This window comes from Pontibacillus chungwhensis, assembly GCF_030166655.1.
GTDB lineage: Bacteria > Bacillota > Bacilli > Bacillales > BH030062 > Pontibacillus.
This window is the reverse complement of sequence record NZ_CP126446.1, coordinates 553776-580647: the sequence shown is the minus strand read 5'-3', so window position 1 is coordinate 580647 and position 26872 is coordinate 553776. Positions and strand designations below refer to the sequence as shown.

Genomic DNA, 26872 nt, shown 5'->3' with positions numbered 1-26872 from the left:
CCGTTCATTTATGACCTCTCTTGCAGGAATTGCTCAACCCTATTTTTAGCCCGCTCTGTCGGACACATTTGATAAAGGTTTTGAGCAAGCTTTACAGGATCTCCGAAAAAGAATCGTTCATAGTGCATTTGCCGGGTACCAAATCCACTCATAGCCATATCCCAAGCTAAGCGGAATAACGCCACTTTCTCTTTCCCATTTTTCTCATACCCTTTTAAATAGAAGGTGAGATTCTCCCCTACATCGGAGGAGAAGTCACGTTCAGAAGGGAGTGTAATCATTCCGCTTGCTCCTAACTGCTGGACAATCTCCATACATCGAGGGTAAAAAGCCTGAAATTCAGATACAGCTACGTAAAGGGGGATCGGATCAGGGATGTACACGCCCCCTTCATCCAACGTCCCTCCTCCTTCTCCCTTATACAGGAGGGCTTTCAACGATTCAACGCCACGCATAATTTCTGCAATTTTGCCCTGAACGTGATCATACTCTCCAATGTTGATCATATCCACCATGGACTGAGCAACACCGAGAACAAATTCAGCCTTAATCACTTGCCTTGAGACAATCTGATGGACCGTAAACGGAATAAATTTGCCTTCCTTATAAAGGCTTGTTACCGCTCTTACATTCTCATAAATAAAAACCCGCTCCCATGGAACGACCACATCTTCAAACAAAACGACCGTATCCATTTCATCAAACCGGGATGAAAGAGGCGTATCCGATTCTACAAACGAACGCCTGCAGACGAACGTTAATCCTTTTGTATCCGTCGGGATTGAAAATAAATACGATTGATCTTCTTCTGCGGTACCGGGGTTGGAGTATACAATGACCTCATCTGTAATTCCTCCTTGCGTCGCTAGTAATTTAGCTCCGCGAATCACTAAACCATCATCCCGTTTCTCAACAATCCGAGCATTCGTGACTTCATCATCAAGGAACGCTAGCTTAGACCGATTCGACTGAGGACTGATGAACGTATGCGTAAAAGATAGGTCATTCTCCCTCGCATATTCATAGAAGTCCCTCAATTTCTTCGGGAAGGTCTTTTTCTCCCCTTCTAATAGATCAAGAGAAGCTGCAAAAGAGGTAAGAACGGTATTCATATAGTCTGGACTTCTCCCCATAAATCCTCCATTATGAGTGGCCCACTCCTGTATCATTTCTCTACGCTTCTTTACATCTTCCACAGATCTCGGGATCAGATACGATACACCGATTCCCGTTCCTGACTTTTCGCATGTAAACGTCATATTTTCTTTTTGATGCTGCAAATCATATAGGGCTGCCTGACTTTTCATAACACCAGCAAAAGCTCTATGCTCTGAAAGTTTTCCGGTAATCCTCTCTCCGTCATACCATATGTTGCTCTGTAATGTATCAATTCGCTTGATATACTCGTCACCTGTTATGGCCGGCATGTGCTCACTTCCCATTTTTATAAGTTCATACCTATATTATTAGGGAAGCCTAAAAACGTGAGCCCGAACTAAAGATCCACTCACCCCACGAAAAAAAGAGCTTCTCACAATGAGAGCTCTTTCTTCACACTAGGAAACTTTTGAATCCTCTGTAGGAATATACGCTTTTGAACCTGGCACAAGCCAGCCAACTTTACCCGCTACAGCAAGGATCACCAGACTTCCACCTAATAAGATCAATGAGAACACAGGACCAAGTCCACTCATCGCCATTACAGGTCCAAGTGCAATAATCAAGATTTCGATCGGGATCATACCTACATAACCGAGCGCATAATCATCAAGCGTCGTACTTTCAGCCTTCGGGTCGACAATACGAAGTAAGGCAATCCCCATCGCTACCGTTCCGGTACTCCATCCCCAGCCAAAGATTCCATTCTCAAACCAGTGCTGATGGAATACGCGCGGAGCAATAAAACGGAATATGCAGTATGCCCAAATGACACCAAACACCATTAAGGCTAATAGCGGCCATAAGTAAGACGCCACAACGGCCAGGTTAATCGACGTCATTCCGAATACCACGATAAGATCTGTAGCTGTTCCGCTTAAGCGATCAATGATACGCTTATCCACGTATTCGTTCGTCCCTGTCCCATTTAACACCATTTGAATAATGAGACCAACGACAAAGGAAAGGCTCAATAACGGAATGCTCACTTGCGGAAATACGGCTTCAATTCCTGATTTCAGATAATAACTGCCTAACACCACGACACCTAAAATCGCAATGTGGAAGAATAAAGGGTCAACCGTATTACTAGAAACCGTATCTTCCCCTGATACAACACGCTTATCTTTCTTCACAAGTCCTGTCCGTAATTCTTGTGGCAGGTCGCTAAAATCTGAAATAAAGTTCGTTTGTTTCTTTTTTGTGTTCGTTTTAATTAGGAGAAGTCCGCCTAAAATGGAAGCCACAAGTCCAATTGTCGCAGAGGTATACCCAAGGTCTGTCGCTTCTTCCCATCCGAGACCGCTAAACGCCTCTCCAATCGCAGCAGCCGTACCATGACCTCCAAGAAATCCTGCGCCTAAGATGAGCCCAAATCCATCTGGAACGTCACTGACTCTCGCGATGACAAGATACGTAACTAAAGCTCCGCCTCCCCACATTAGGAGTGTCAGTAGCATAGAATAGACCCACATATTTCGGACACGACCGAATGTTTTCTTCCACTGAACTTTAGCAGCACCAATCGGAATGGCACCAAAAATAACGGCAATAAGAACGGTTGGATAAGAAGATACCATATCGCTAAAAGGTAATAGATCAAATCCATTCGGACCAAACGTTAATCCTAAAACTCCGGCTGTAATACTTGCTGGAATAAATAATTTTTGCATAAACACGACTTTGGCACGGAGAACCACACCAATTAGTAATAATACTGAAATGACACCTAAATCAATAGCTAAATCCCAAACTGTCATTTACCCACGCTCCTTGTATGATGTTGTAGTCTTTCTTTCTTCTTTCGTATAGGGTAACTCTGTAAATGTAGGGTAGAGTTGTCGCGGAAGTTAAAACTTCTAAAATATGGAAAGGTTGTTCAATAAAAACGACTTTTTCAGGCAGAAAAAAGCCGCTTCAGGTAGAGGGATCCTCTTGTGTTGGCAGCCTATGTGCGGGAATTCGACAAAATATCTCGACTTCCGACTTATTTAATTATAAGCATTTTTACGATTTTCGCAAGGAAAATTTTTTTGATAGGTTGTGAAGGTATTTCCTCCGATACAAAAAAGACCCAAAGCCAGGCTCTGGGTCTAGAATGACTATTCAATTGATTTCAAGTAAGCTGTAATCTGTTCAACTTCTTGCTGTGAAAGAAGAGAGACCTCTTGGTATTCATGTTTCTCTACTGCTTCTTCCAAAGTCTCAGCTGAACCATCATGCAGGTAGGGAGCTGTTGCCCATACCCCTCTTAATGTCGGTGTATCAAACTGATTCGTTTCACGGGGATTTGTAAAGTCCGCACGAGCATCCCCATCTGAAGGCTGATCTCCTTCATTGGTTGTGCCGATATCGTGCAAGAAATCCGTGTTGTCTGTTGTTAAATCCTTGTTTTCACCCACTGCCTGGTCGCTGTCTGTGAACTCACTTCCTGCGTGACAGCTCATACAATTCCCTTTTCCTTCAAACAATTCCTTCCCTTGCATCGCTTCTTCTGTTAACGAACCATCTTCTGCACGATAAGGGCTCTTTGGTGGTTCAAAGTCTGGGGATTCTTTTAAGTAAGCAAACAAGGCATCATACATGTGGGACACATCTTCCGGTAGCGGTTTACTCGCATCATATTCCGTCATACCACCCATTTCCCCTTGAACGGTTAACAAGTAATCTTTAAAATCATCACGACTCCCGTCCCACATAAACAACCCTGTCTTTGTTGCAACAGCGTTACTTGGAACATTACGGGGGCCCTTTTGCGTTTGGAGTGTTAGACCATTGATCAAACCGTCGCTATGGCAAGACGCGCAGCTCATCCAGTTGTTCCCCGTGATCTCAGCGGCATATTCATCACTATTGGCACTGTAGAACACTCTTTTCCCTTCTCGCACGAGAGGATCTAGCGGATCGTTGCCTATGAGGGCGATTGCTTCTTTCGATTGTGTAGCAGTCGCATAAGGACTTGAACCACCCGTATCTATAGTGGCGAGATCGTGGCTCATCGCGTTATGAACATAAACACTCTCTCCGTCAGGACTCATAACAATGCCACGGGGATTGTCTCCTTCAATCCTTCTCAGTACCTGAGTCGCATTCCCCCCGCGTTTTCGGTCAAAGACAACTAAGTCTTCACTTCCGGACATCACTACATACGCCTTGGCCCCATCTGGTGAAAACGTAACATCATAAGGGTTTGATACGATCATAGTTTCATCTTTCTTATCTGTTACGTTCATTTCTTCAAAGAGCTCTTTACGCTCATCGACCATCTCTTCCCCTTTCTCTAAATCAATAACTGAGATCGCTGGGAAGATTGTTTCTTCAAAATGAATTGGGGTATCCGTATTGGTTAACAGATGTGGAACCCAGGCCCGCTTGCCATCAGGACTAATAACAAAGTTCTCGAGCGTATTCGGAATACCCTGGCTTTTCTTTTGATCGGCCTGGTCAGGTGAATCGGCAAGCTGAATTTCGTCTATGACTTTCTGATTTTCTGTATCAATGACACTGATTTTCCCAGATAAGTAATGAGGCACATAAAGTTTATCACCATCCGGGGTGAGGGCTAGTGTCCTCGGGCGTTCTGGCACTTGAATCTCTTTTTCTACTTGCCCTTTCTCCACATCAATGACACTGATCGTGTTCGAACGATAATTGGCCACATACAATGTACGGCCATCCTGACTTGTAAGCACTCCATACGGCTCAACCCCTACATCAAATGTATCAATCACTTCCTGTTTCTCTACTGAAATGACATCCACTTGGTGGTCATCCATGCTAGATACATAGAGATAGTGTTCATCGGGACTGAGTGTTAATTGACGCGGTGCATCTCCGACGGGAATCTCAGTGACTACTTCCTTTGAATCAGCCTTCATCATGGTTACGGTTGATACATCAATATTGGCTGTATAAATATAGTCGCCACGATCGTCCAACACGATGTTGTCACTATGAGCCGGTTTATTACGAACGACGGAATTATCCACGGTTATGCCTTTGGTTTGGTTTTGGATAAAAAGGAACGCTCCCACTAGCAGGAGCGTAACTATAAGAAATCCTTTTTTCATATGGATCAACCTTCTTTAATTTCGTGTAATCTCTACGTCTAATAATACGGGAGCAATGCCATGTTCGCCATGACCTGCTTGAATCTGTAATACATTGTCTTGATCCGTATTGCCACTGTCATCATCTGTCTTGTAGAAGTCACCCGTATCCCAGAATTCACTCACTTGCATGCCTTGATCCGTCGCAGGACCATCAATTACTACATCAAAGAATTCCGTGTAGCGGGAAACAATCGTTTCACGATCTAATGAAGCCGGTTTTTGTTCGTCCTCGTTCATATTCGCCAAATTATTGATCGCTACACGATAAACAGCTGCTACTCCCCCGGCCGTTTCTGGTGTGTAGACCATCTCTTCGCCTTTCGTTGCATAAGCTTTCACTTCTTCATCCCAAAGCTTCTCATCCATGGCTTGATAGATGGTGCGGGCCGCTTCACGATATTGCTCGTCTTTTGTTGCAAGGTAAGCTGCCGTTAAACCACGAATCGCTCCAATCTGAGCATCTAGCGTTGTAGCATCTTCGGCGCCTTCCCCAATTTTATAACCGCTTGCGACAAGCCCAGAATCGAGCATTAATTTATCTTTAATAAAGTCTGCTTGTTTCGTAATCAGTTCAAGGGCCCGTTTCCCTTCTTCTGTCTCAAGACCTTTTGCAGATTCTGCATTTGCATATCCTACAGGTAATCCATCAATCGCACGCTCGAAGATTCGCAAGGATTCGATGGTGTAACCCGCTTCAAATGTATCCACATAATCCCCTTGCTCAGAACCGCTATGACTCGTTACAAATGCGCCCACTTCTTTATTAAAATGCATGGCATCTAAATTCTTAAACACGTGCATCATCACGTCTTTGTTCGCAGAATATGGATCATTCGACGCTACATCATTGGACGCATGATCATCCAGGTTCTCAGCAGGTGCGCTTGGATAAGGATTGCTATCAAATAGCGCACGGAAAGCCGGATTAACATTTTCATTCGCTGGACGCTGATCTGTCATGCCGTAAAACTCAGCAGATGGCCAAAGCATAAGCCACTGGTCACGCAGTTGGCTGCTAGCATCTGAGACTTCTAGACTCTCAGCATTTGCTGCTTGATCATTTCCGTCTTCTGTGACGGCGATTTTATGTGGTAAGTATACAAGCCCTTCTTCCGGATTGTAGGAATCTCCTAATTGCGCTTGAGTAAGACCCTGGTCATTTGCACTGTAAAATAGAGAATCGCGAACATAATTCACTTTGTTCCAAATTTCTTCCGTCAAGATCAGACCCTGCATGCCATCTGCTGAACTTACGCCAAGTGCGATATTCTCATCAGAATCTCCGTCAGCCGATTCGGCTTCTAGTTCTTCGTCTCCATCCACCGTGTGGAAACCACCCATGAAATCTCCAGCCCAAAGGGATTGCTTAAGGAACGTACCGCCATATGCAGCTGGTGTTAACACTTTATCCATCTTCCCGCGATCCCAGCGTAGCGATTGGAAGTCCACCTGGTACATCGGAACGTACGTGCCATCATCATTTGAAGCATACTCCCCTGTGTTCACTTCCTGAGCATAGTGAGGATCCCCACTTGAGTATTCAATCATAGTCGGGTACATGTTTTGGAATATTTCTTCCCGTGGATAGCCTACTTGATCAGCTAATGTATAGAAACGTTCACCAAGAACTTGAGAAGGCTCTTTCTCTTCCTGTTCTGCTATATTCTGAACAGCCGGCCCGTTCACAAGATGTAAACCTAGTCCTGACTTCTCCACAACTTCGTACATGGCTTCTTCAGAATACTCATATGCTTCAACGCCTGCTGTATAATCAAATTTTGTTGGCGCATCCACATTTTTAGGATCTAACACATCAAGATCAAGCCCAAGCCCTTCAACGAGAGGTTCTCCAGACAATTCGAACTCCGCATAGGCAAGCATATTGCCCGCTGTATCAAATGAGTTGTAGTCTTTTACAGAGACACTTGCTACAGAAGACCCTTTCGCTTGCTGATCTCCTTCTCCCTCTTGCTGTTGATCCGTTTCTTCTACTTGTTCATCCGTCTTAGAAGATGCCTCATCATTTGTACAACCTGCTAGTAGAATGGCTGAAGCAAACATCATTGAAGACATCACTTTCCATGGCTTTTTCACGTACACTCTCTCCCTATATGTATAATGATAATCGTTATCAATGAGAACTGTTATCAGTTTACCGAAAACCCTAGGGAATGTAAAGGTTTTCTATAAAAAACCTACCTATTTAATTAAGACTCCCCCACTCCTGGTTGTTCTTTAAAAAAATCGCTTTCACTTTCTCTGTACAGACTTTTCTGAATGATGTATAATTTAATTGTCTTCACAATTACATACGGGGCATTAGCTCAGTTGGGAGAGCGCCTGGCTGGCAGCCATGAGGTCGCCGGTTCGAGCCCGGCATGCTCCACTATAAAGAAACCTTTGATAATCAAAGGTTTCTTTTTTTGTGCCTACTCCCCACTCACGAAGCTGTGAGAGTGTTTGCGTTTGCTTTAGGTGAGAGTTAGGCAGGCCCACCTTTTCCATATTTGAGTGAACGCAAACATGCCATCTAAAACCTCCCTTGAAACTAGCCTCAGGGCCGTTCCCCCTTTTATAGCCAGAGCTTGTTCGGGGACTGCGAGACTCCTACGGGGGAAAGAGCCTAGGTGAGACCCCACAGAGAGCGAATGCGAACGAGGAGGCTCCCCATCTCCCCGTCGGAAAGCGAGTTGTCCCCGAACAAGCCCAAGCACTCATAAAATATAACGGCCCCTTCCAAGTAAAATAAAATTTAACAGAGCCTACCAAAAAAATATTAATTGATTTGAACCCCTCCCTCTCCTCATACGTTATATACATAAAGAGAAAAAAGGAGGAGTAGGTATGACTGAAATATTCCAGTCCATTCCGTGGGTCTTAATCGCCCCCATCCTTGTCATTGAAGGCATCTTACTAATCGTTGCCCTAATTGATTGGGTGCGCACAGAACAAACGAATGGGCCAAAGTGGGTATGGCTTCTTGTCATCGTGCTACTGAATCTTATTGGACCGATTCTTTACTTTATATTTGGAAGGAGCAATGATCGATGAGTCTTGTTCACGTGCAAGATTTAACGAAACGCTTTGACGCTCAACCTGTCGTGGATAGGTTATCTTTCTCTTTAGAAAAAGGCAAATGCGTTTCGCTCCTCGGCCCGAATGGAGCCGGGAAGACAACGACACTTCGCATGCTGTCTGGATTAATGAAACCAACATCAGGGACTGTTTCCTTTGAAGGGATGCAAGGTCATACAGACATTCGCTCCCTGATCGGTTACTTGCCTCAATATCCTGTCTTCCATAACTGGATGACAGGAGCAGAGTTCCTGACGTATGTGGGCCGCCTCTCTCATTTATCTAAGAAAGAGGCCGTGACTCGTGCTGATGATTTATTAAAGCGAGTGGGCATTTACGAAGCCAAGAACCGACGAATCGGCAAGTATTCAGGTGGTATGAAGCAACGACTCGGTATTGCACAAGCTATGATTCATCGGCCCAAACTTATTATACTTGATGAACCCGTCTCCTCTCTCGACCCGATTGGACGTCGCGAGGTGCTGAATTTAATTGAGGAACTAAAAGAAGAAACAACGATTTTGTTCTCCACCCACATTTTGAGTGATGCAGAAGAAGTGAGTGATGAACTTATTCTGTTACATAACGGGACATTGCTCCATTCAGGCACATTAGAGGCGCTCCGAGACACGCATGCTGTAAACAGAATAGCCCTTCGCTTTGAATCGCACCCAGAATCGTATTTAGAGGCGATTGAATCTTTACCAGAAGTGACACGCGTCGAACGAAACGGGGATACGTTGCTTGTTGAGGTTCGTGATTTAGCAGTTGGACGATCTAGTATTCTTAAAACTGCGGCGAGCCAGCATTGGCCACTCACCTCGTTTGAATATGGGCGTCTTTCCCTTGAGGAGTTATTTATGAAGGTGGTGAACGAATGAGGCAGTGGATGGCACTTTTTCAAAAAGAATTACTTGAAAACTGGCGAAATTTTAAATGGATCTGGGTACCGATTACATTTATTTTGCTAGCCGTCATGGACCCGATCACAACTTACTATTTGCCTGTCATTCTCGAGAAGTCCGGTGAAATGCCTGAAGGAACAACGTTTAATTTCCCAACACCCACACCATCTGAAGCTTTCCTGTTAAGCTTTGGACAACTTAATCTCCTCGGGGTTGCCGTTGTACTCCTCATGACAATGGGGATCATCGCAGCCGAACGAAAGAGCGGGGTAACAGAATTAATCCTAGTCAAACCGGTAAGCTATGCCGCCTATATTACAGCTAAATGGGCTAGTACTCTCTTACTCGTCCTTATCAGTTTATTTCTTGGTTTAGTAAGTAGTTGGTATTACGTAAACATTCTGTACGGAGAGTTAGCCTTCTCTTCGATGCTCGGATCCTTCCTCCTATATAGCGTCTGGATGATGTTGGTTCTGACCATTTCTATATTTATGAATGTTTTCTTCAAGACACCTGGTCTTGTCGGGTTTCTATCAATAGCGGTTGTCATACTAATCAATAGCCTAAGCGGGCTTATATCACGCTTCATGGATGGGTACCCCGCTCAAATTCATACGTTTATTCGTACGTATGTTACAAACGGTACAACAAACGGAGACCTCTGGCTCACCGTCGCCATTACTCTTTTATTGATCGCTGTTCTGCTCGTTAGCTCCATTATGTTATTTCGAAAAAAAGAACTAGCCGCATAAAAAGGGAGGCTCTCATGAGCCCCCTTTTTTCGTTATCTCTCTTTAGATTTAGAGTACAGCCAATTAGGGTAAAGTATAGAAGATCGAGCATCCTGTTCATTCACCTCACACCTATTTCATATACGTTAAAAGGAGCTTAAACATGTTTGCTATTGTTTCTTCCATCATTATTGTTATAGCCGTCCTCATCTTTCTGATTTTCGGACACTTCCGTTCATGATGTCATCAAGTTGACTTTATGTAGAAATTTTTGTATGGTTTAAATACTTAAACATACGAACTAATATACATTGTAGGAGGTTCTCCAAATGAATCCAACAGCCCTTATTACAGGCGCATCTAGTGGTTTAGGGTATGAGTTCGCTAAGCTATACGCTGCGAATGGCTATAATTTAATTATCACAGCTCGAAACGAAGAGAAACTTCAACTGTTGAAAGAGGAATTAACACACATCGACGTGACAGTAATTCCAAAAGACCTTTCTCAGCCCGGAGCTTCGAAAGAACTTTACCAACAGGTTATGGATAAGAAACTCCCTGTGACGGCCCTCGTTAATAATGCTGGTTTTGGGTTAAACGGAAATTTCGACGAGCTTTCTCTTCAAGAGCAACAGGACATGCTTCAAGTGAATATTACAGCTTTAACTGAGCTCACTCACTACTTCCTGCCTTCCTTAAAGAAGGCGGCGAATCAAGGCTTGTCCGCTGGTATTTTAAATGTAGCCAGCACCGCTGCTTTTCAACCAGGCCCTAAGATGGCTGTTTATTACGCCTCTAAATCTTATGTACTCTCTTTCTCTGAAGCACTTGCCGAAGAGCTAAAAGATACAAACGTACACGTTACAACACTTTGTCCTGGAGCAACGGGTACAAACTTCTTCAAAACAGCCAAAGCAGAAAATGCGAAACTTGCTGCTAGCACCATGTCTCCACAAGCGGTAGCAAAAGCAGGGTTTGAAGGCTATCAGAAGAAACACCGTGTAATTGTACCTGGACGCATGAACCGGGTTGGAGCTTTAGCTGCCAAGTTCGTTCCTCGCTCTGTGGCTGCTCGAATCGCCCAAAATATGAATGGTGCCAATTCCTAAAGGAGTTGGCACCATTTTTATGCATCGATAACATAGATGATCCACCCGAATTCTTCTTTTAATACCGCCGCATAGCGATCTGCTTCTTCTTTCGATACAAATGTGCCTGTAACAAGTCGATAAGGCGGATTAAAGTTTGAATGATCGGCTCGTTCATAAATGGTCCAATTAAACCGACTTAACACCCTCTGCTTGCCTTTGGTTAACTCTTCTGCTGAAGGAAATGTACCTGTCATGATTCGATAACGTTTGACGTCTGCCTCTACCTTCGCATGTCCTAACACAGCTCGGTAATCAAAACACGGGCAGGCCTTCCATTCATATCCCGGAAATTCATTATGTCCTAGCGTTCGTTCATAACTGGTCATTTCTTGTTTTAACGCTTCATGAAGAGATTTTAAGGCCTTCTTCTGCTCAGGTGTAGGTTCATAATATCTGAAATCCCCGACCACACAAATTCCAACAGCGCGCTTATTCGCGCTTCCAACATGATAACTAATTCGGTCCAGATCATGATTCCATTCGATTGTCCCATCCTTCAAAATCACAAAATGATAGCCAATGCCCGGCCATTGATTTGTATTTACATGGTACCTGGCAAAGGCTTCTGAATCCCCTTCGTCTGTTAAGGAGTGATGAATGGCAATCTCTGTTTTATTCTCTAAAGCAACCCGTTTGTACTCCCCATCCCGCGCTGTCTTACCGCGCAAATCTACTAATTTAGGTAGACTCTTGATCTTCATCTTCATTCTCCTTTTCTTTAAGTTCTTCCACAACTTTTTCAATGGTCTCTCGATCTACTTTTGGTTCCTTTTCTTTTGAGTTCAATTCCTCTTCTAACACTTCTCGTATAACTTCCTTTTCAGGGGAATGAATCACCCCAAGGAAAATAAGGATTGAAAGAATAATACTTACATACATTTCGTACCGATCGACCATATCGATAAATCCACAGTCCTGTAAGAACATTCCTATGAGTGCCGCAATGGCCACCCATAGTCGATAACTTTTCCATTTGCTCTTCTTCAATAGCTCACCTCCTTCCTTTCTATAAAATATGAAGGGTGGTCCACTTTTGACTGTATAATCCAGGAAAAACGGCTCCTTTCACTCCTATAATCGCGTCCATTTTAATACGAGGTGCCTCTGTTCTATCAAATTCTATCCATGAATATTCATTCTGCTGCTTGAATAGAGTGTTAGTACTAGTTTTAGAGAAAGAGGTGCCACTATGGAGGAAAGCCAGGACATTTTACACGTACAAGGATTACGGACAAGTTTCTTCACGGATGATGGAATCGTACCAGCGGTTGATGATATTAGCTTTACCATTCAGAAAGGGGAAGTGTTAGGTATTGTTGGGGAGTCGGGTTGCGGGAAAAGCGTAACTTCATTATCCATTATGGGCCTCCTCCCTCAGGCTGGGAAAATTATCGGAGGTGAAATCACCTTTGAAGGTGAGTCCCTTACAAAAGCGAACGAAAAACGAATGCGTTCGATACGCGGGAATGATATGGCGATGATTTTCCAAGAGCCTATGACTTCTCTTAATCCCCTCTTTAAAATTGGTAATCAGCTTACAGAAGCCATTCGTACCCATCGTTCTTGTACAAAAGACCAAGCGAAAAAACGTGCCATAGAGATGCTTGAATTAGTCGGTCTCCCAAGAGCCGAGCAGCTTTTAAATGAATACCCTCACCAATTATCAGGTGGGATGCGACAGCGTGTGATGATTGCGATGAGCATGATTTGTGATCCTAAGCTTTTAATCGCGGACGAGCCCACCACTGCTTTAGACGTTACGATCCAGAAACAAATACTTCAGTTAATGAAAGAGTTAAATCATAAACTCCACACCTCCATTATGATGATCACTCATGACCTAGGAGTAGTGGCCGAGGTATGTGACCGGGTTGTGGTGATGTATGCAGGAAAGATTGTTGAAGAAGCGCCTGTAAGGACTCTCTTCAAGGAAGCTTTACACCCTTATACACAGGGGCTCCTCGCCTCTGTTCCAGATATACGATCTAAACAGGAGCGCCTCCAATCAATCCCTGGCAACGTACCGAAACCTGGTTCTATTAAGCAGGGATGTCGATTTGCAGCGCGATGTAGTCATGCTATGGACCGCTGTCACGTTGAGGATCCTTCCCTTTACACGCGTGATGAGAATCATCATGTCAGATGCTTTTTGTATGATTCCCAAACCAAAAAGGAGGCCGACCATGAAACAACCTCTACTTGAAGTCAACCACCTCAAGAAATACTTCCCCATTACAGGAGGCATTTTTGGAAAGAAGATCGGAGAAGTCAAAGCTGTTGATGGGGTTTCCTTTGCCGTCTATCAAGGAGAAACCCTAGGACTTGTTGGGGAAAGCGGATGTGGAAAGTCTACGATTGGACGGGTTTTGCTCCGTTTATTAGAAATCACTGACGGTGAAGTACGTTTTGAAGACAAAGACATTCACACCCTAAAAGCCTCCAACATGAAAAAGATTCGCAAGGACATGCAGCTCGTCTTCCAGGACCCATACGCTTCCCTAAATCCACGGCACAAGGTTGAAAAGATCCTTGAAGAACCGCTGATCGTTCATGGCATCAAGAATAAGAAGGAACGTAAAGAACGGATCTACGCCATGCTTGAAACCGTCGGCCTCGATCGCTATCACGCCTCTCGTTATCCACACCAGTTTAGTGGTGGACAACGCCAACGCATAGGGATTGCACGAGCTTTAATGACCCATCCGAAGCTTATTATTGCAGATGAACCCGTTTCGGCTCTCGACGTCTCGATTCAGTCTCAAGTGTTGAATTTATTAAAGGACTTACAAGCCGAGTTTGATCTGACTTATATATTTATTGCTCACGATTTAGGAGTTGTTCGTCATATCAGCGACCGTGTTGGCGTAATGTATTTAGGAAGAATGGTCGAGCTGACAGATAGCGAGCAACTTTATGAACAACCGCTTCATCCTTATACGAAATCGCTCCTCTCCTCTGTTCCTGTACCAGACCCTGATTACCGATCAGAGAGCGATATACTCACAGGAGAAATACCAAGCGCCTCTAACCCTCCAGCAGGATGCGCCTTTCATACAAGGTGTAAGGAGTGTATGGATGTATGCAAGACCACAAGACCCACTTTTCAAGAAGTTAATCCAGGGCACCATGTTGCGTGTCACCTATACGGGGATGCGTAACCTTATATAAATAACCTAAGGGGGAATTTCACGGATGACGAAACGTTTTTGGCTTGCTTCATTATTGCTTATGCTTGTCTTATCTGTTGCTTTAATCGGTTGCAGTGACAAGGAGAAAGAAGAAGAGACGAAGGAACCTGCTACAGATGAACAAACGGATGACACAGGAGAAGAAACAACCGATGAGGAATCAGAAGAGGCTACAGAGGTAAAAGATACACTTGTTTATGCGCGCGGCGGTGATTCAACTGCCCTTGATCCTATTACCACAACAGAAGGAGAAACATTCCGTGTCACGGAGAACCTGTTCGAAACACTCTTAAACTATGAAGATACCAATACAGAATTGGTACCAGGTTTAGCGAAAGAATGGAATGTTTCAGAGGATGGGTTAACGTACACGTTCACCCTTGAAGAAGGCGTGACCTTCCACGACGGAACACCTTTTAATGCCGAAGCTGTTGTATTTAACTTCGATCGTTGGATGAACGGGGATGCTGATCAGTTCCCTTACTATACGATGTTTGGTGGATTTAAAGGAGATGAGGGCCACGTCATTAAGGCCGTTGAAGCTACGGATGAGTTTACGGTTCAATTCACACTAAATCGTCCACAAGCTCCGTTCCTGAAGAACTTAGCGATGTCTCCGTTTGGAATGGCAAGCCCAGCTGCTGTTGAAGAATACGGGGATAAGTTCACGGAAAATCCTGTTGGGACCGGACCATTCAAATTCTCAGAGTGGAAACGAAACGAGCGCATCGTTTTAGAGAAAAACGAAAACTATTGGAAAGAAGGCTTACCAAAGCTTAATAAAGTCATTTACACCGTTATCCCTGAAAACTCAGCTCGCCTAAATGCATTAATGACAGGTGAAGTCGATCTTATTGACGGTGTAAACCCTTCAGACGTGGAACGAATTAAAGCAGATGATTCCTTACAGCTTCTAGAACGTCCTTCCATGAACGTTGGTTACATGGCCTTTACGGTTAATCGTGAGACACCTATGGCTGATGCGAAAGTTCGTCAGGCCCTTTCTCATGCCGTACCGAAAGACCAGATTATTGAAGCTTTCTACGGAGGATTAGCAGAACCAGCGAAAACGGTGATGCCTCCAAGTATCGAAGGATATAACGATGACATTGAAGATTATGAATACGATCTAGAGAAAGCCAAATCCCTTCTTGCTGAAGCGGGTTATGCGGACGGTTTCGAATTTGACTTATGGTATATGCCTGTCCCACGCCCTTATATTCCAGAAGGTCAGAAGATTGCAGAGGTTCTTCAACAAAGCTTCGCTCAAATTGGCGTAACGGCAAACTTACAAACAGCTGACTGGGGCACGTATCTTGAGAAAGCAAGTAAAGGGGACTTTGACGCCTTCCTTCTTGGCTGGACAGGTGATAACGGAGACCCAGATAACTTTATCTACACATTACTGGATAAAGACAGCATCGGTAGTAACAACTATGCATACTACTCAAACGATGAGCTTCATGACGTTTTAATTGAGGCACAAACGATTACAGACCAGGCCAAACGTAATGAACTCTACAAAGAAGCTCAAGTCATTGTACACAACGATGCACCTTGGATCCCGCTCGTTCACTCCACACCAGTCATCGCAGCTAAGAAAGAAATCAGCGGCTACATCCCGCATCCAACAGGCTCAGAACCAGTCACCAACACCGAATTCACTAAATAAATTCATACATTAAAGCATTAAACGGTGCCAGACACCCTGCCATACTGCACAGCAATAAAGGACTGAAGGGTGTCTGACACCTTCCTTTACTGTACAGCGTTAAAGTGGTGCAGGGTGTCTGGCACTCTAGTTATTATGGGAGGTGTGTTATGGGGGCTTATACGATAAGAAGGATTTTGATGCTCCTACCCGTTTTATTCGGCATGAGTTTACTCGTCTTTTCGATTATTTATCTCATCCCTGGTAATCCTGCGCAAATCATATTGGGTCAACGAGCTACACTTGAGGCTATTGCTGAAGTGGAGAAACAGCTCGGTCTTGATCAACCGTGGCACATTCAATATGTCGACTATCTTACAAGCCTTCTTCAAGGTGATCTTGGGACATCCATTAAAACAGACGTTCCAATCAGTCAAGAGATCTTTACTTATCTCGCTGCTACAGTAGAATTGACGCTCGTCGCGATGGTGATTGCCATTTTCATCGGTGTCAACGCAGGCATTATTAGCGCATGGTTCCATAATTCATGGTTCGATTATACAGCCATGGTTTTCGCTCTTATTGGAGTATCGATGCCAATCTTTTGGCTTGGTTTAATGGAACAATACATTTTCTCTGTGCAACTAGACTGGCTCCCCTCTACTGGAAGGTATGAGGCTTCAAGCGTAATTGATCCTATTACTCATTTGTATTTAGTGGACACGCTCTTACAAGGAGACTGGAAACAATTCGTTGATGTATCTAAACATTTAGTTTTGCCTGGTATTGCTCTTGCCACAATCCCGATGGCGATTATTGCTCGCATGACCCGTTCATCCATGCTAGAAGTGATGCGCTCTGATTACATTCGAACAGCACGCGCGAAAGGCCTGGGTAACTTTTGGGTCGTGTACAAGCATTCGTTAAAGAATGCTGTCATTCCAGTTCTCACTGTCATCGGCCTTCAAACCGGCCTCTTACTAGGCGGAGCCATCTTAACAGAAACCATCTTTGGCTGGCCTGGTATTGGACGATACATTTATGACGCTATTCAGTACCGGGACTACCCTGTCATTCAATCTGGCATTCTGTTAATCGCCACCATCTTTGTCTTTATTAATGTCATTGTAGATTTACTTTACGCCTTTATCGACCCAAGGATCAATTATAAATAGAAAGGAGGAATCACATGAACCACGCTACCCCTACACTAAATCACCCTGAAAACCCAACTGTTCAGAAGCCCTCTTCACCATGGCGCGACGCCTGGAGAAGCTTTTCCAAAAACAAAATTGCTATAGTGGGATTAAGTATCGTACTCTTCTTTATTCTACTCGCCCTCTTTGCACCGCTGATTATGCCTTATGATCATACAAAGCCTGACCTTCTGAACCGCCTGCAGGGTCCATCTGCCGACCATTGGCTCGGTACAGACGACTTCGGTCGCGATATTCTTTCAAGGATTATTTATGGCGCACGGATCTCTCTATGGGTGGGATTTTCATGTGTTGCCGGCTCCATCATTGTGGGCTGCACCCTCGGAATCTTAGCTGGATTTTATGGAAAATGGGTGGATACGATCATCTCGAGAATCTTTGATATCCTCCTAGCTTTCCCCAGCATCCTGCTTGCTATTGCGATTGTGGCAATACTTGGTCCGGATCTCCAAAACGCTCTTATCGCCATTGCGGTAATCAACGTCCCAAACTTCGGGCGCCTCATTCGTTCTAAAGTCTTGAGTGTGAAAGAAGAGGAATACATTACCGCTGCAAAGTCTATCGGTATGAAGGATATACGGATCTTGTTTCATCACGTTCTTCCAAACAGTATGACCCCTGTAATTGTTCAAGGAACCTTAGCAGTTGCTACGGCGATTATTGAAGTAGCCGCTTTAAGTTTCTTAGGACTCGGCGCCCAGTCTCCTGATGTGGATTGGGGGAAAATGCTCGCAGATTCTAAAGGGTATCTCGTACAAGCTCCTTGGACAATGATTTTCCCTGGACTTGCTATTATGCTAACGGTACTTGGCTTTAACTTAATGGGTGATGGCTTGCGAGATGCCCTCGATCCGAAAATGAAACAATAAAAAGATCGCGAAGGGGCTGCTCACTCTTCGCGATCTCTATAAACGTATTACTCCTTGAATAAATCAAAAGTGATCTGTTCGCTTTCATCCTTAGCTTTGGTCGCTTCCCTCTTCTTCCCTTTTGCCTCTGAATTCCCTTTATTCTCCACTTCATCCCACCGAAGCTTCACGTTTCGATTCGCCTTCTTTACATCGACAATAGGACCACAATAATCTAGGTGGAAGAACCCATCATATTTCCATGGTTCATGAATAAACGAATTCGGTACATGCTTTAATGTCGAAATATACTGACGAACGAATCTACCTTCCGAGTCATGCTTCTTCCCTTCTCTAACAGGATCATATAAACGGAGTTTTGTACCAGGCTCTAGAGCAAGCAGTGAATAAACCTGCTTATAGTGAATACCAGGTTCATAATCTATGAAAAGCCCTGCAAGGTATTCACAAGATCTCTTCCCATCCAACCCCATCGTATGACAAGCAAACGATAAAAGCATGGCCCGAGCTCTTTCATTGAGCCACCCTGTCTTAAGAAGAGCTCGCATAGCTGCGTCAATCATTGGAATGCCCGTTTGTCCAGTTGCCCACCGCTCAAATCCCTCCATCTCCACTCGTTCTTGATGAAAAGAAGAGTTCAGAGGACCATAAACAACATCCGGGCCATCTTTAAGCCATTGAATAGATCGACAACGAGATTGTAAATTTGAGTAGAAGGCTTTTAACTCCTTCTTCTCCTCCTGATCTTCACATACTTCCATTGCTTGTTCTGTTCGCTTGGCGACATATTTCATTGATAAGTTCCCATAAGCCAAGTAAGGGGAAAGACGACTACACGCATTTGTTGAAGCAAGAGGGTGTTGTCTGTCTTCCTTGTAACGCCTATAACGATCTTCCAGGAAACTATCAAGTGTTTCATGAGCCAACTTCTCCCCGCCCTGCTGACCGTAACGAATTCGTTTTCCCCCAACATTAAAACGATGTAATGGATCAAGTTGGGTTGAAAATGTGCTCGGCAAGCTTTCCTCATCTACCGTTGTGAGTAAAGAAGGAACTTCTTGAACAGGCTGTTGGACAAACGCCTTCCATTCGGTCTGAAACGACCGCACACTCTCTTCCTCACGTGCTATACCGAATTGTGAATACTCATGGAAATCTAGTTCCCTCTTACCCATCCACTCCCGCACTTGTCGATTTCGTTCATATGTAATTGGCCATCCACTCTCTTCGTGCGCATGGAGCGTAAAAGGCCCAAATGATTGATAGATCGTTTCTAATACAGGTTCAATTTCTGAAACGGTAACAAACAAAGAGCCACCAATCCCATTCAACGCTTCACTTAGATCTTGTAAACTCTCTTGTACAAACTGAAAATGACGAATCGATAATTCACTTTCCTGCCAAATGGAAGGCTCCGCCACATACAGTGGCAAAATGGGCTCTCTTTCCCGCCACGCCTCCTGAAGTGGTCGATGATCATGCAAACGTAAATCCCGTTTATACCAGACAACATGTAACACAACGATCCCCCCTCTTGATGTACAATTATTGTAAATCAAACAGGAAGCAAACGTACAGAAACTAGCATATTTAAAACGAAAAAGAAGCACTCGTTACCCGAGTGCTCCTCTTCTTATCGTTCAACTATAGTGATGGGCACAACCCCAGCAAAAGTCATACACAAACGCTGCATCTACTTTCTTTGTTGTCCCATTAGCAGATCGTAAGTAAAAAGTACCTTCATCATTATGAATATAGTCTCCACTACCAACGTATTGACCGTTACGTAACTCAATCAAACAATTGGGCACATTGACGACATTTCCGTTTCTAAAGTCCTTCAAAAGTTGAACAGTCTTAGGATCCTGATTCTGTTTCGCTCTGGAAATGTGTTGCAATAAACTTAGATCTGATTCAAGAAATTTCGCTGTCATGGTCATATGCAGGCCCTCCTAATTTACTTATTTATTACCCGTTTCCAATTATTATAAAACGCCGCGCGTGAAAAAACTCGCGAAATTTGTAGATTGTTCTAAATTTTCTGATATATAACCTTAAAAAATTATCATCTCTCTTCATGATACTAAAAAAAGTTCAGCTTAAGGATGATATGAATCCATAAGCTGAACAATTTACTGGTGACCTTATTGAACTGTTGCTTTCTCAGAAAAGCCTACTTCATAATAATCTAAGAAATTCTGAAGTAGCTTCTTTCCATGCTCAGTCAAGATCGACTCAGGATGAAACTGCACGCCTTCTACTGCGAAATCAACGTGGCGGACACCCATTAAATCTCCGCTCGGTGTACGTGCAGTGACTTCCAAACTATCTGGTAACGTCACTTCATTCCCTATTAAAGAATGATAGCGCGCAACGGTAAACGGAAGTGGAATTTGATTAAATAAGCTACGTCCATCATGCAAAACGAGTGAGGTTTTGCCATGAAATAGTTCCTTCGCACGTCCAACTTCTCCACCGAATGCCTGAATAATCGTCTGATGGCCTAAACACACGCCCAAGATCGGCGTCACACCTGCGAACTGACGAACAACCTCTAAACAAACCCCTGCTTCGTTTGGGCTGCATGGGCCTGGTGATAAAAGAATAGCATCAGGATCCATCTCACGAATTTCATCAATCGTCACTTCGTCGTTCCTTCTTACGGTAATATCTCCATAAATCTCTCCTACATATTGAACTAAATTGTATGTGAAAGAATCATAGTTATCAATCATTAGGATCATATAGACTCTCCTCTTCTCTACTAATCTCAGCTCTCGGGAATCATTATTCCCCTTTAACTAACTTCTCTACGTCCTTTTGTAAGGCTTGCAACGCCTCGGCTCTTGTACCTTCATTTGTTAACTCTTCATGATGTGAATCAATTAACTTTATAATTTTACTGCCAATAATAACACCGTCACTATACCCCTGCACAAGCTTAACTTGTTCATAACTTGATATCCCGAAGCCTACTGCTACAGGGACCTGGCTATACTGCTTTACTTTCTCTAGAAACGAAGCAATATCAGGATTCATATCCTTACGCTCTCCTGTTACACCAAGAGAAGAAACACAGTATAAGAAGCCCTTTGCCTGCTCTGCAATACGTTTGATGCGTTCTTCAGAGTTAGGCGCTACAAGTGAAATGAGCTCAACCCCGTATTGCTCTGTAAAACCACGGATCTCTTCACTTTCTTCCAATGGAATATCCGGGATCAGTAAACCATCTACATCATTCTCTTTCATGGCTTCAGCGAATGCCTCGAGTCCATAGCGCAGCACAGGGTTATAATACGTGAATAAAACGATCGGAATTGTCACCCCTCGCTCCCTCATTTTAGGAACGAGTTTCATAGCTTCTGTCAGATTCATACCTTGCGCTAACGCACGACCTGCTGCTTCTTGAATGGTAGGTCCATCTGCTAAAGGATCTGAATAGGGAACACCTAACTCCAATACATCAGCCCCGCTTTGCTGCATCGTTAAGGCAATCTCAACAGTTGCTTCAGGAGTCGGGTCACCGCTCATGATAAACGGAATGAATAAATCCTTTTCGCGCTTCAATCGTTTTTGAAAACGTGTTTGATCAACCATTTGTTTCATTGTGCTCCCCCTCCTGAAATTGTTCCATAATGGTATTCATATCTTTATCTCCTCGACCGGACACATTAATCACAATCGTTTCACTCTGATCCATTTGTTGTGCCTCTTTCACTGCTTGAGCAATGGCATGAGCACTTTCAATGGCCGGGATAATCCCTTCCGTTTGAGAAAGAGTCTTAACAGCTTCTAGTGCCTCACTATCTGTAATAGACTCATAACGAACGCGCCCAGAGCTATGCAGGTATGCGTGCTCAGGTCCTATACCAGGATAATCTAATCCGGCTGAAATGGAATAAGGCTCCACAATCTGTCCGTGGTCATCTTGAATCAAATACGTCATAGACCCATGAATAATACCTTGCGTTCCATTAAGAAGCGTTGCTGCGTGATCTGGTGTATCGATCCCCTTACCAGCTGCCTCAACTCCAACAAGCTCAACATGATCTTGTAAGAATGGGTAGAACATTCCAATTGCATTGCTTCCGCCACCTACACATGCGTAAATACGGTCAGGAAGTTTGCCTTCTTTCTCTTTGAACTGGCGCTTCGTCTCATCCCCAATGACTCGTTGAAAATCACGAACCATTTTCGGGTACGGGTGTGGCCCTACCACAGATCCAATTAAGTAGTAATGATCATCACAATGGGCAACCCAGTAACGGATCGCTTCATTTGTAGCATCTTTCAGCGTCTTATCACCAGAAGAAACCGAGATCACTTCAGCCCCTAACAATTGCATACGAAATACGTTTAGCTGCTGACGTTCAATATCCTTTTCTCCCATGAATACTTTACATTCTAATCCGAGCTTTGCTGCTACAGTTGCTGAGGCAACACCGTGCTGACCAGCACCTGTTTCAGCAATGATTTTTTTCTTTCCCATTCGCTTAGCAAGAAGAGCCTGACCGATCGCGTTATTCAGCTTATGAGCCCCTGTATGGTTTAAATCTTCTCGTTTTAAATAAATATGAGCGCCGCCCAGCTTCTTCGTAAGCTGATTCGCGTATGTTAGCGCTGTAGGTCTTCCGCTATAGTGCTCTAATTCATGACGATATTCTTCTTGGAAACTCTCATCTTTCATGGCTTCATCAAGTGCGTCTTCGATCTCTTTTAACGGGGCCATCAAGGTTTCAGGAACAAATTGGCCTCCATATTCACCATAACGTCCTCGGTTATCCGGATATACGACTGACATGTTGTGTCCCCCTCACGAAATTGTTCATTTTATCAACGTCTTTTGCTTCGTCTGTTTCAATCCCAGAGGATACGTCAATCCCCTTAGGTTTCAGCTTCAATAGTTCACTCACATTCTCATCGGTAACGCCACCAGCAATAAAGCACGGAACGCCTTGCCTTTTTCCTTCTTCAATATAGAATGGTGCCTGACCCCAATCAAAACGAACACCTGAACCGCCCCAGTGTCCCTTTACTTTGGAATCGACGACATACCCATCCACTACCCCTTGAAACAATCCCATTCGTTCAAGGGCGTCTTCAGAGTGGTGAATCGCCTTCCAAACAGGCTTCTTAAATCGCTCTTTAATAGCTAACACTTCTGATAACGTTTCTGTCCCATGTAACTGAATAATATCTAGATGGGTAAGATGAAGTGCTTCTTCAATCTCAGCCACAGAAGGGTTAACAAACACCCCTACAATCTGTTGTCCCTCTCCTAATGGAGCGCGTTCTAACCAGCTTGACACCTGCTCCGGAAGGACTTGTCGTTTACTTTCAGCAAATATAACCCCAACATAAGGAACGCCTGACTCTATTGAATATTTGAGATCTTCAAAGCTTCGGTTTCCGCAAAATTTAAGCGCAGTTTTACTCATGAAGTAACACGTCCTAACATATTGTGGATTTGTTTTGTCGCATTGTTCTCACGCATAAGAGCCTCTCCTACAAGGATCGCTTTGGCTCCAGCCTCCTTGACCCGTTTTACGTCTTCAAAGGTAAACAAGCCACTTTCGCTGACAACAAGACTACCCGCAGGAATTAAGCTAGCAATCTTTTCTGTTTGATCTAACGTGGTCTTAAAAGTTGTTAAATCTCTATTATTGATTCCAATAATCTTAGGTTGAAACACATCAAGAATACGCTCAAGCGTTTCTGCTGCATGAACTTCCACAAGGGCATCCAACCCTAACTCTGTGGCTTTTTGATAAAGAGCGTAAAGCTTAGTCGGTTCAAGTACTTCTCCAATAAGCAAGATCGCATCAGCACCAATCCTTGCACTCTCTTCAATCTGCAACTCATCGATAATAAAGTCTTTTCGTAATACCGGGATAGAAACATGTTTCTTAACAGCTGTTAAATCTTCACGTTTCCCTTGAAAATACGTTTGATCGGTAAGCACAGAGATTGCGCTTGCACCTGCTTCATTATAGACCCCTGCTATTTCAAGAGGCCTGAAATCTTCACGAATTACGCCTTTAGAAGGGGACGCCTTTTTCACTTCTGCAATTAGGGAAATGGCATCTCCCCCAGAGTTCAAAGCTTCATAGAAGGAACGCTTTTCCACTGATTCTGCTTCTGGTAGTGTAAGATGTTTCACTTCTTCCTTTTTCGTTTCAATGATTCGATCAAGCATAATGAGCTCCCTCCAACGTATGTCGTAACGATTGATAATAATGGTGTACCGTTCCATCTTCTAACGCTGTCTTCACTTGCTCTACGCCCTCTTCAATTGAAGAAGCTTTACCTCCCACAAATAATCCGGCTCCGGCATTGAGGATAACGATATCTCTTGCACTGTCATTCGCTGTTCCTTCAAATACTGCCTGAATAAGCTTAGCGCTTTGCAGTGAATTTTGAACTTGAATATCTTTTAGTTGCCCCCGCTTTAAACCAAATTGTTCGGGTTCCACTGTTGTTCTCGTAACTTTCCCGTCTTTCAGTTCAACCACGTCTGTTTGTTCAGAAATAGACAGTTCGTCTAAGCCGTCTTTTCCTGTTACAAGGAGCACATGCTGTGAACCTAGTTCATGGAGCGCACGAGCCAATTTCTCACCTAGTGCGGTATCATAAATTCCGATGACTTGATGTCTCGCATTTGCAGGATTCGATAAAGGGCCCAGAACATTAAATGCCGTTCGAAAACCCAGTTCTCGTCTTGCAGTTACGGCATGCTTCATCGCTTGATGATAATTAGGAGCAAATAAGAAGGTCATGCCTGTGTGAGAAAGCATGTGTGCTGCTTGTTCAGCCGTGGTATTAACCGGCACTCCCAAGTATTCTAAGACATCAGCACTTCCGCTCGCAGAGGACACTTTTCGATTCCCATGCTTAGCCACCTTCACATCCAAGGAGGCTAATACAATAGCGACCGCTGTCGATATATTAAAGGTAGATAAGCCATCCCCACCTGTTCCGCACGTATCAACCACAATCTCTTCTGTATGCTGAATGGTACGCATGTGTTTTCGCATCCCTTTTGTAAACCCTACAAGCTCATCAACGGTCTCCCCGCGGAAGCGTAAGATCGATAGGAAGCTAGATAGCTGTTCCGTCCCAACTTCACCTTGCATAATTAAGTCCATCACTTCGAAAGCTTCCTGCTCTGTTAAGGTTTCCTCGTTTAGCAAACGATTTAACGTGGTTTTAAGCATAATTTTTCTCCTCCTCATGTGAAGTCGTTCCAAACAGTTCTTCGGCCTGATCGATCGTTTGTAACAAAGCACTTGCTTTGTTCACCGTTTCCTGCCACTCCTTCTCAGGGTCAGAATCAGCAACTACACCTGCTCCTGCCTGAACGTGAGCGACTTGATCTTTCAGTAGAATTGTTCTGATTGCAATACATGAGTCAAGGTTTCCATCAAAACCAAAGTAAACGACGCCACCGCCATAAACATTACGGGCTGTAGGTTCTGTTTCTTGCAGAATTTCCATTGCTCTAATCTTCGGGGCTCCTGAAAGCGTCCCTGCCGGAAAGGCAGATTGAAAGGCTTCAATCGGGTGGGTTCCAGGGTTTAAATGGCCTGTCACTTTGCTGATCATATGCATCACTCTTGAAAACTTCATGATTTCAGCAAGGACCGGCGTTTCTACAGTGCCAAATGAAGCCACTCGACCGACATCATTCCTGGCTAAGTCCACTAACATATAGTGTTCCGCTTTTTCCTTCTCATCTTGTAAGAGCTCTTGTGCTAATTGATCATCTTCTTCCTCACTTTCACCACGCTTTCTGGTTCCTGCAATCGGATGAATCTCAATTTCATCATCAGCTACTTGGATTAAACGCTCAGGGGAGCTTCCAATAAGTTCATAATCGTGATAATTGATATAAAACATGTAAGGTGACGGGTTCACGTGACGTAATACACGGTAAAGCTGAAGCCCATCAACGGTAACTTTCTTTGAAAATCGTTGGGATAGTACGGATTGAAATATGTCTCCTGCGCGAATGTATTCCTTTATCTTCTCTACATCTTCTTTGAACTGTTCCTTTTCATAGTTCGTCTCGACACCCTCGAGACTACTGGCATTCTTTCCTTTATGAAAAGCTAAAAATGGTTGAGCCTCATGGGTTGAGGATAACTTCGACAACAACTGGTTTACTTCTGATACAGCTTGATCGTATTTGTGACGAAGCGTATTTTCATCATCCTCTCCGTCATTTCGAACGAACCGAACGAGCGTTAATTCATTTGACTGATGATCATAAGCCAATAACGTTCGGCAAAACAGAAAGTGATAGTGAGGCATATTCAAATCATCAAAGCGAGGCTCTTTGATCTTCTCCATGTCTGAAATGGCATCATAAGATACAAATCCGACCCCTCCGCCGTGAAATGGCAATGGTACGTCAGGCAACTTCACCTGTAGACGATCGAAGATTTGATCAAATCCATCCCGAAGAGAGCTCGCTTCTGTTGTTTCTTGCCTGTCTTCGTCATAAAACGAAATAAGGCCATTGTGTTCTGTCATCGTAATAAATGGGTGTAAACCAATAAAGGAATATCGAGACCAAGAGGAGGTATGGTCTCCGCTTTCTAATAAATAAACCGCTTCTTCGCGCAAGCGTTCATACATTTGAATGGGGGTTACCGTATCACTATAGCACTGATAGGTAACTGGAACCGTCTTATGGGTAGACGACTCCTGTAAAAATTGAAGTAGTTCTTTCATGAATCTCACCTCTCCATATTCGTTATGGAGAATGAAATGGTCTGAGGATAAATATATGGGGAACCATCTTCTTTGATGGACC

Annotated in this window: 24 protein-coding genes and 1 tRNA gene; 10 read left to right on the top strand and 15 right to left on the bottom strand. The window is 43.9% G+C overall.

Annotated features, from left to right (window positions below; all coding sequences use genetic code 11):
* Positions 1-8 precede the first annotated feature (8 nt).
* The 4 genes from hpaB to QNI29_RS02940 form a co-directional block, all read right to left on the bottom strand.
* A complete protein-coding gene (gene hpaB / locus QNI29_RS02955; RefSeq protein ID WP_231419330.1) occupies positions 9-1427 on the bottom strand; it encodes a 4-hydroxyphenylacetate 3-monooxygenase, oxygenase component in 1419 nt (472 codons plus the stop codon).
* Between the two features lie 129 nt (positions 1428-1556).
* Entirely contained in the window at positions 1557-2918 is a 1362-nt protein-coding gene (locus QNI29_RS02950; protein WP_231419329.1) for a sodium/glutamate symporter, read from the bottom strand.
* A gap of 342 nt (positions 2919-3260) precedes the next feature.
* On the bottom strand, positions 3261-5228 hold the full coding sequence (locus QNI29_RS02945) for a beta-propeller fold lactonase family protein (protein ID WP_231419328.1): 1968 nt from the start codon (positions 5226-5228) through the stop codon (positions 3261-3263).
* Positions 5229-5243: 15 nt separating this feature from the next.
* Positions 5244-7343 carry a hypothetical protein gene (locus tag QNI29_RS02940; protein ID WP_231419378.1) on the bottom strand — a complete coding sequence of 700 codons (2100 nt, stop codon included), beginning with the start codon at positions 7341-7343 and terminating at the stop codon, positions 5244-5246.
* Positions 7344-7583: 240 nt separating this feature from the next.
* Here QNI29_RS02940 and QNI29_RS02935 point away from each other — a divergent pair.
* The 5 genes from QNI29_RS02935 to QNI29_RS02915 all read left to right on the top strand — a co-directional run bounded on the left by QNI29_RS02935 (position 7584) and on the right by QNI29_RS02915 (position 11090).
* Positions 7584-7656: transfer RNA gene (locus tag QNI29_RS02935), tRNA-Ala, on the top strand.
* A gap of 458 nt (positions 7657-8114) precedes the next feature.
* Entirely contained in the window at positions 8115-8321 is a 207-nt protein-coding gene (locus QNI29_RS02930; RefSeq protein ID WP_231419327.1) for a PLDc N-terminal domain-containing protein, read from the top strand.
* Positions 8318-9226: an ABC transporter ATP-binding protein gene (locus QNI29_RS02925; protein WP_231419326.1), complete on the top strand. Its 909-nt coding sequence runs from the start codon at positions 8318-8320 to the stop codon at positions 9224-9226. The genes QNI29_RS02930 and QNI29_RS02925 overlap by 4 nt, the downstream gene beginning before the upstream one ends.
* Positions 9223-10002 (top strand): ABC transporter permease, encoded by a 780-nt coding sequence (locus QNI29_RS02920; protein WP_231419325.1) that lies wholly within the window; start codon positions 9223-9225, stop codon positions 10000-10002. Before QNI29_RS02925 ends, QNI29_RS02920 begins: the two co-directional genes overlap by 4 nt.
* Before the next feature lie 308 nt (positions 10003-10310).
* Positions 10311-11090 carry an SDR family NAD(P)-dependent oxidoreductase gene (locus QNI29_RS02915; protein ID WP_231419324.1) on the top strand — a complete coding sequence of 260 codons (780 nt, stop codon included), beginning with the start codon at positions 10311-10313 and terminating at the stop codon, positions 11088-11090.
* Between the two features lie 17 nt (positions 11091-11107).
* Here the strand turns inward: QNI29_RS02915 and QNI29_RS02910 are convergent, their stop codons facing one another.
* On the bottom strand, positions 11108-11833 hold the full coding sequence (locus tag QNI29_RS02910) for a peptidoglycan recognition protein family protein (protein WP_231419323.1): 726 nt from the start codon (positions 11831-11833) through the stop codon (positions 11108-11110).
* Positions 11811-12119 (bottom strand): hypothetical protein, encoded by a 309-nt coding sequence (locus tag QNI29_RS02905; protein WP_231419322.1) that lies wholly within the window; start codon positions 12117-12119, stop codon positions 11811-11813. Before QNI29_RS02905 ends, QNI29_RS02910 begins: the two co-directional genes overlap by 23 nt.
* 202 nt (positions 12120-12321) lie before the next feature.
* On the opposite strand from QNI29_RS02905, the gene QNI29_RS02900 reads away from it, so the two are divergent.
* From QNI29_RS02900 to QNI29_RS02880, 5 genes are all read left to right on the top strand, one after another.
* Positions 12322-13335: an ABC transporter ATP-binding protein gene (locus QNI29_RS02900; protein ID WP_231419321.1), complete on the top strand. Its 1014-nt coding sequence runs from the start codon at positions 12322-12324 to the stop codon at positions 13333-13335.
* Positions 13316-14290 carry an ABC transporter ATP-binding protein gene (locus QNI29_RS02895; RefSeq protein ID WP_231419320.1) on the top strand — a complete coding sequence of 325 codons (975 nt, stop codon included), beginning with the start codon at positions 13316-13318 and terminating at the stop codon, positions 14288-14290. Before QNI29_RS02900 ends, QNI29_RS02895 begins: the two co-directional genes overlap by 20 nt.
* A gap of 34 nt (positions 14291-14324) precedes the next feature.
* Positions 14325-15992 carry an ABC transporter substrate-binding protein gene (locus QNI29_RS02890; RefSeq protein ID WP_231419319.1) on the top strand — a complete coding sequence of 556 codons (1668 nt, stop codon included), beginning with the start codon at positions 14325-14327 and terminating at the stop codon, positions 15990-15992.
* 149 nt (positions 15993-16141) lie between these two features.
* The gene (locus QNI29_RS02885; protein WP_231419318.1) at positions 16142-17146 is read left to right on the top strand and encodes an ABC transporter permease; all 1005 of its coding nucleotides are present in this window, start codon (positions 16142-16144) and stop codon (positions 17144-17146) included.
* Between the two features lie 14 nt (positions 17147-17160).
* Positions 17161-18057 carry an ABC transporter permease gene (locus QNI29_RS02880; RefSeq protein WP_231419317.1) on the top strand — a complete coding sequence of 299 codons (897 nt, stop codon included), beginning with the start codon at positions 17161-17163 and terminating at the stop codon, positions 18055-18057.
* A gap of 47 nt (positions 18058-18104) precedes the next feature.
* Here the strand turns inward: QNI29_RS02880 and QNI29_RS02875 are convergent, their stop codons facing one another.
* From QNI29_RS02875 to trpE, 9 genes are all read right to left on the bottom strand, one after another.
* Positions 18105-19577: an FAD-binding domain-containing protein gene (locus QNI29_RS02875; RefSeq protein WP_231419316.1), complete on the bottom strand. Its 1473-nt coding sequence runs from the start codon at positions 19575-19577 to the stop codon at positions 18105-18107.
* 120 nt (positions 19578-19697) lie between these two features.
* On the bottom strand, positions 19698-19997 hold the full coding sequence (locus tag QNI29_RS02870) for a hypothetical protein (protein ID WP_231419315.1): 300 nt from the start codon (positions 19995-19997) through the stop codon (positions 19698-19700).
* A 204-nt stretch (positions 19998-20201) separates the two neighbouring features.
* Positions 20202-20801 carry an anthranilate synthase component II gene (locus tag QNI29_RS02865; RefSeq protein ID WP_231419314.1) on the bottom strand — a complete coding sequence of 200 codons (600 nt, stop codon included), beginning with the start codon at positions 20799-20801 and terminating at the stop codon, positions 20202-20204.
* A gap of 43 nt (positions 20802-20844) precedes the next feature.
* The gene (gene trpA / locus QNI29_RS02860) at positions 20845-21654 is read right to left on the bottom strand and encodes a tryptophan synthase subunit alpha (protein WP_231419377.1); all 810 of its coding nucleotides are present in this window, start codon (positions 21652-21654) and stop codon (positions 20845-20847) included.
* A complete protein-coding gene (gene trpB, locus QNI29_RS02855; protein ID WP_231419313.1) occupies positions 21647-22858 on the bottom strand; it encodes a tryptophan synthase subunit beta in 1212 nt (403 codons plus the stop codon). The genes trpA and trpB overlap by 8 nt, the downstream gene beginning before the upstream one ends.
* On the bottom strand, positions 22836-23495 hold the full coding sequence (locus QNI29_RS02850; RefSeq protein WP_231419312.1) for a phosphoribosylanthranilate isomerase: 660 nt from the start codon (positions 23493-23495) through the stop codon (positions 22836-22838). Before QNI29_RS02850 ends, trpB begins: the two co-directional genes overlap by 23 nt.
* Positions 23492-24253, bottom strand: a complete 762-nt coding sequence (gene trpC / locus QNI29_RS02845) for an indole-3-glycerol phosphate synthase TrpC (protein ID WP_231419311.1) — start codon at positions 24251-24253, stop codon at positions 23492-23494. The genes QNI29_RS02850 and trpC overlap by 4 nt, the downstream gene beginning before the upstream one ends.
* Complete coding sequence (trpD, locus tag QNI29_RS02840; protein WP_255688801.1) at positions 24246-25271, bottom strand: anthranilate phosphoribosyltransferase; 1026 nt, start codon at positions 25269-25271, stop codon at positions 24246-24248. The genes trpC and trpD overlap by 8 nt, the downstream gene beginning before the upstream one ends.
* A complete protein-coding gene (gene trpE, locus QNI29_RS02835; protein WP_231419310.1) occupies positions 25264-26790 on the bottom strand; it encodes an anthranilate synthase component I in 1527 nt (508 codons plus the stop codon). Before trpE ends, trpD begins: the two co-directional genes overlap by 8 nt.
* Between the last annotated feature and the right edge of the window lie 82 nt (positions 26791-26872).

Coding starts and splice junctions, on each gene's coding strand:
- hpaB (WP_231419330.1), bottom strand. CDS start 1,427: ATGCCGGCCATAACAGGTGACGAGTATATCAAGCGAATTGATACATTA.
- QNI29_RS02865 (WP_231419314.1), bottom strand. CDS start 20,801: ATGATCCTAATGATTGATAACTATGATTCTTTCACATACAATTTAGTT.
- QNI29_RS02930 (WP_231419327.1), top strand. CDS start 8,115: ATGACTGAAATATTCCAGTCCATTCCGTGGGTCTTAATCGCCCCCATC.
- QNI29_RS02880 (WP_231419317.1), top strand. CDS start 17,161: ATGAACCACGCTACCCCTACACTAAATCACCCTGAAAACCCAACTGTT.
- QNI29_RS02910 (WP_231419323.1), bottom strand. CDS start 11,833: ATGAAGATCAAGAGTCTACCTAAATTAGTAGATTTGCGCGGTAAGACA.
- QNI29_RS02895 (WP_231419320.1), top strand. CDS start 13,316: ATGAAACAACCTCTACTTGAAGTCAACCACCTCAAGAAATACTTCCCC.
- trpC (WP_231419311.1), bottom strand. CDS start 24,253: ATGCTTGATCGAATCATTGAAACGAAAAAGGAAGAAGTGAAACATCTT.
- QNI29_RS02890 (WP_231419319.1), top strand. CDS start 14,325: ATGACGAAACGTTTTTGGCTTGCTTCATTATTGCTTATGCTTGTCTTA.
- QNI29_RS02850 (WP_231419312.1), bottom strand. CDS start 23,495: ATGAGTAAAACTGCGCTTAAATTTTGCGGAAACCGAAGCTTTGAAGAT.
- QNI29_RS02900 (WP_231419321.1), top strand. CDS start 12,322: ATGGAGGAAAGCCAGGACATTTTACACGTACAAGGATTACGGACAAGT.
- QNI29_RS02925 (WP_231419326.1), top strand. CDS start 8,318: ATGAGTCTTGTTCACGTGCAAGATTTAACGAAACGCTTTGACGCTCAA.
- QNI29_RS02870 (WP_231419315.1), bottom strand. CDS start 19,997: ATGACCATGACAGCGAAATTTCTTGAATCAGATCTAAGTTTATTGCAA.
- trpA (WP_231419377.1), bottom strand. CDS start 21,654: ATGGTTGATCAAACACGTTTTCAAAAACGATTGAAGCGCGAAAAGGAT.
- QNI29_RS02885 (WP_231419318.1), top strand. CDS start 16,142: ATGGGGGCTTATACGATAAGAAGGATTTTGATGCTCCTACCCGTTTTA.
- QNI29_RS02920 (WP_231419325.1), top strand. CDS start 9,223: ATGAGGCAGTGGATGGCACTTTTTCAAAAAGAATTACTTGAAAACTGG.
- QNI29_RS02915 (WP_231419324.1), top strand. CDS start 10,311: ATGAATCCAACAGCCCTTATTACAGGCGCATCTAGTGGTTTAGGGTAT.
- trpE (WP_231419310.1), bottom strand. CDS start 26,790: ATGAAAGAACTACTTCAATTTTTACAGGAGTCGTCTACCCATAAGACG.
- QNI29_RS02945 (WP_231419328.1), bottom strand. CDS start 5,228: ATGAAAAAAGGATTTCTTATAGTTACGCTCCTGCTAGTGGGAGCGTTC.
- QNI29_RS02940 (WP_231419378.1), bottom strand. CDS start 7,343: ATGTCTTCAATGATGTTTGCTTCAGCCATTCTACTAGCAGGTTGTACA.
- trpB (WP_231419313.1), bottom strand. CDS start 22,858: ATGTCAGTCGTATATCCGGATAACCGAGGACGTTATGGTGAATATGGA.
- QNI29_RS02950 (WP_231419329.1), bottom strand. CDS start 2,918: ATGACAGTTTGGGATTTAGCTATTGATTTAGGTGTCATTTCAGTATTA.
- trpD (WP_255688801.1), bottom strand. CDS start 25,271: ATGCTTAAAACCACGTTAAATCGTTTGCTAAACGAGGAAACCTTAACA.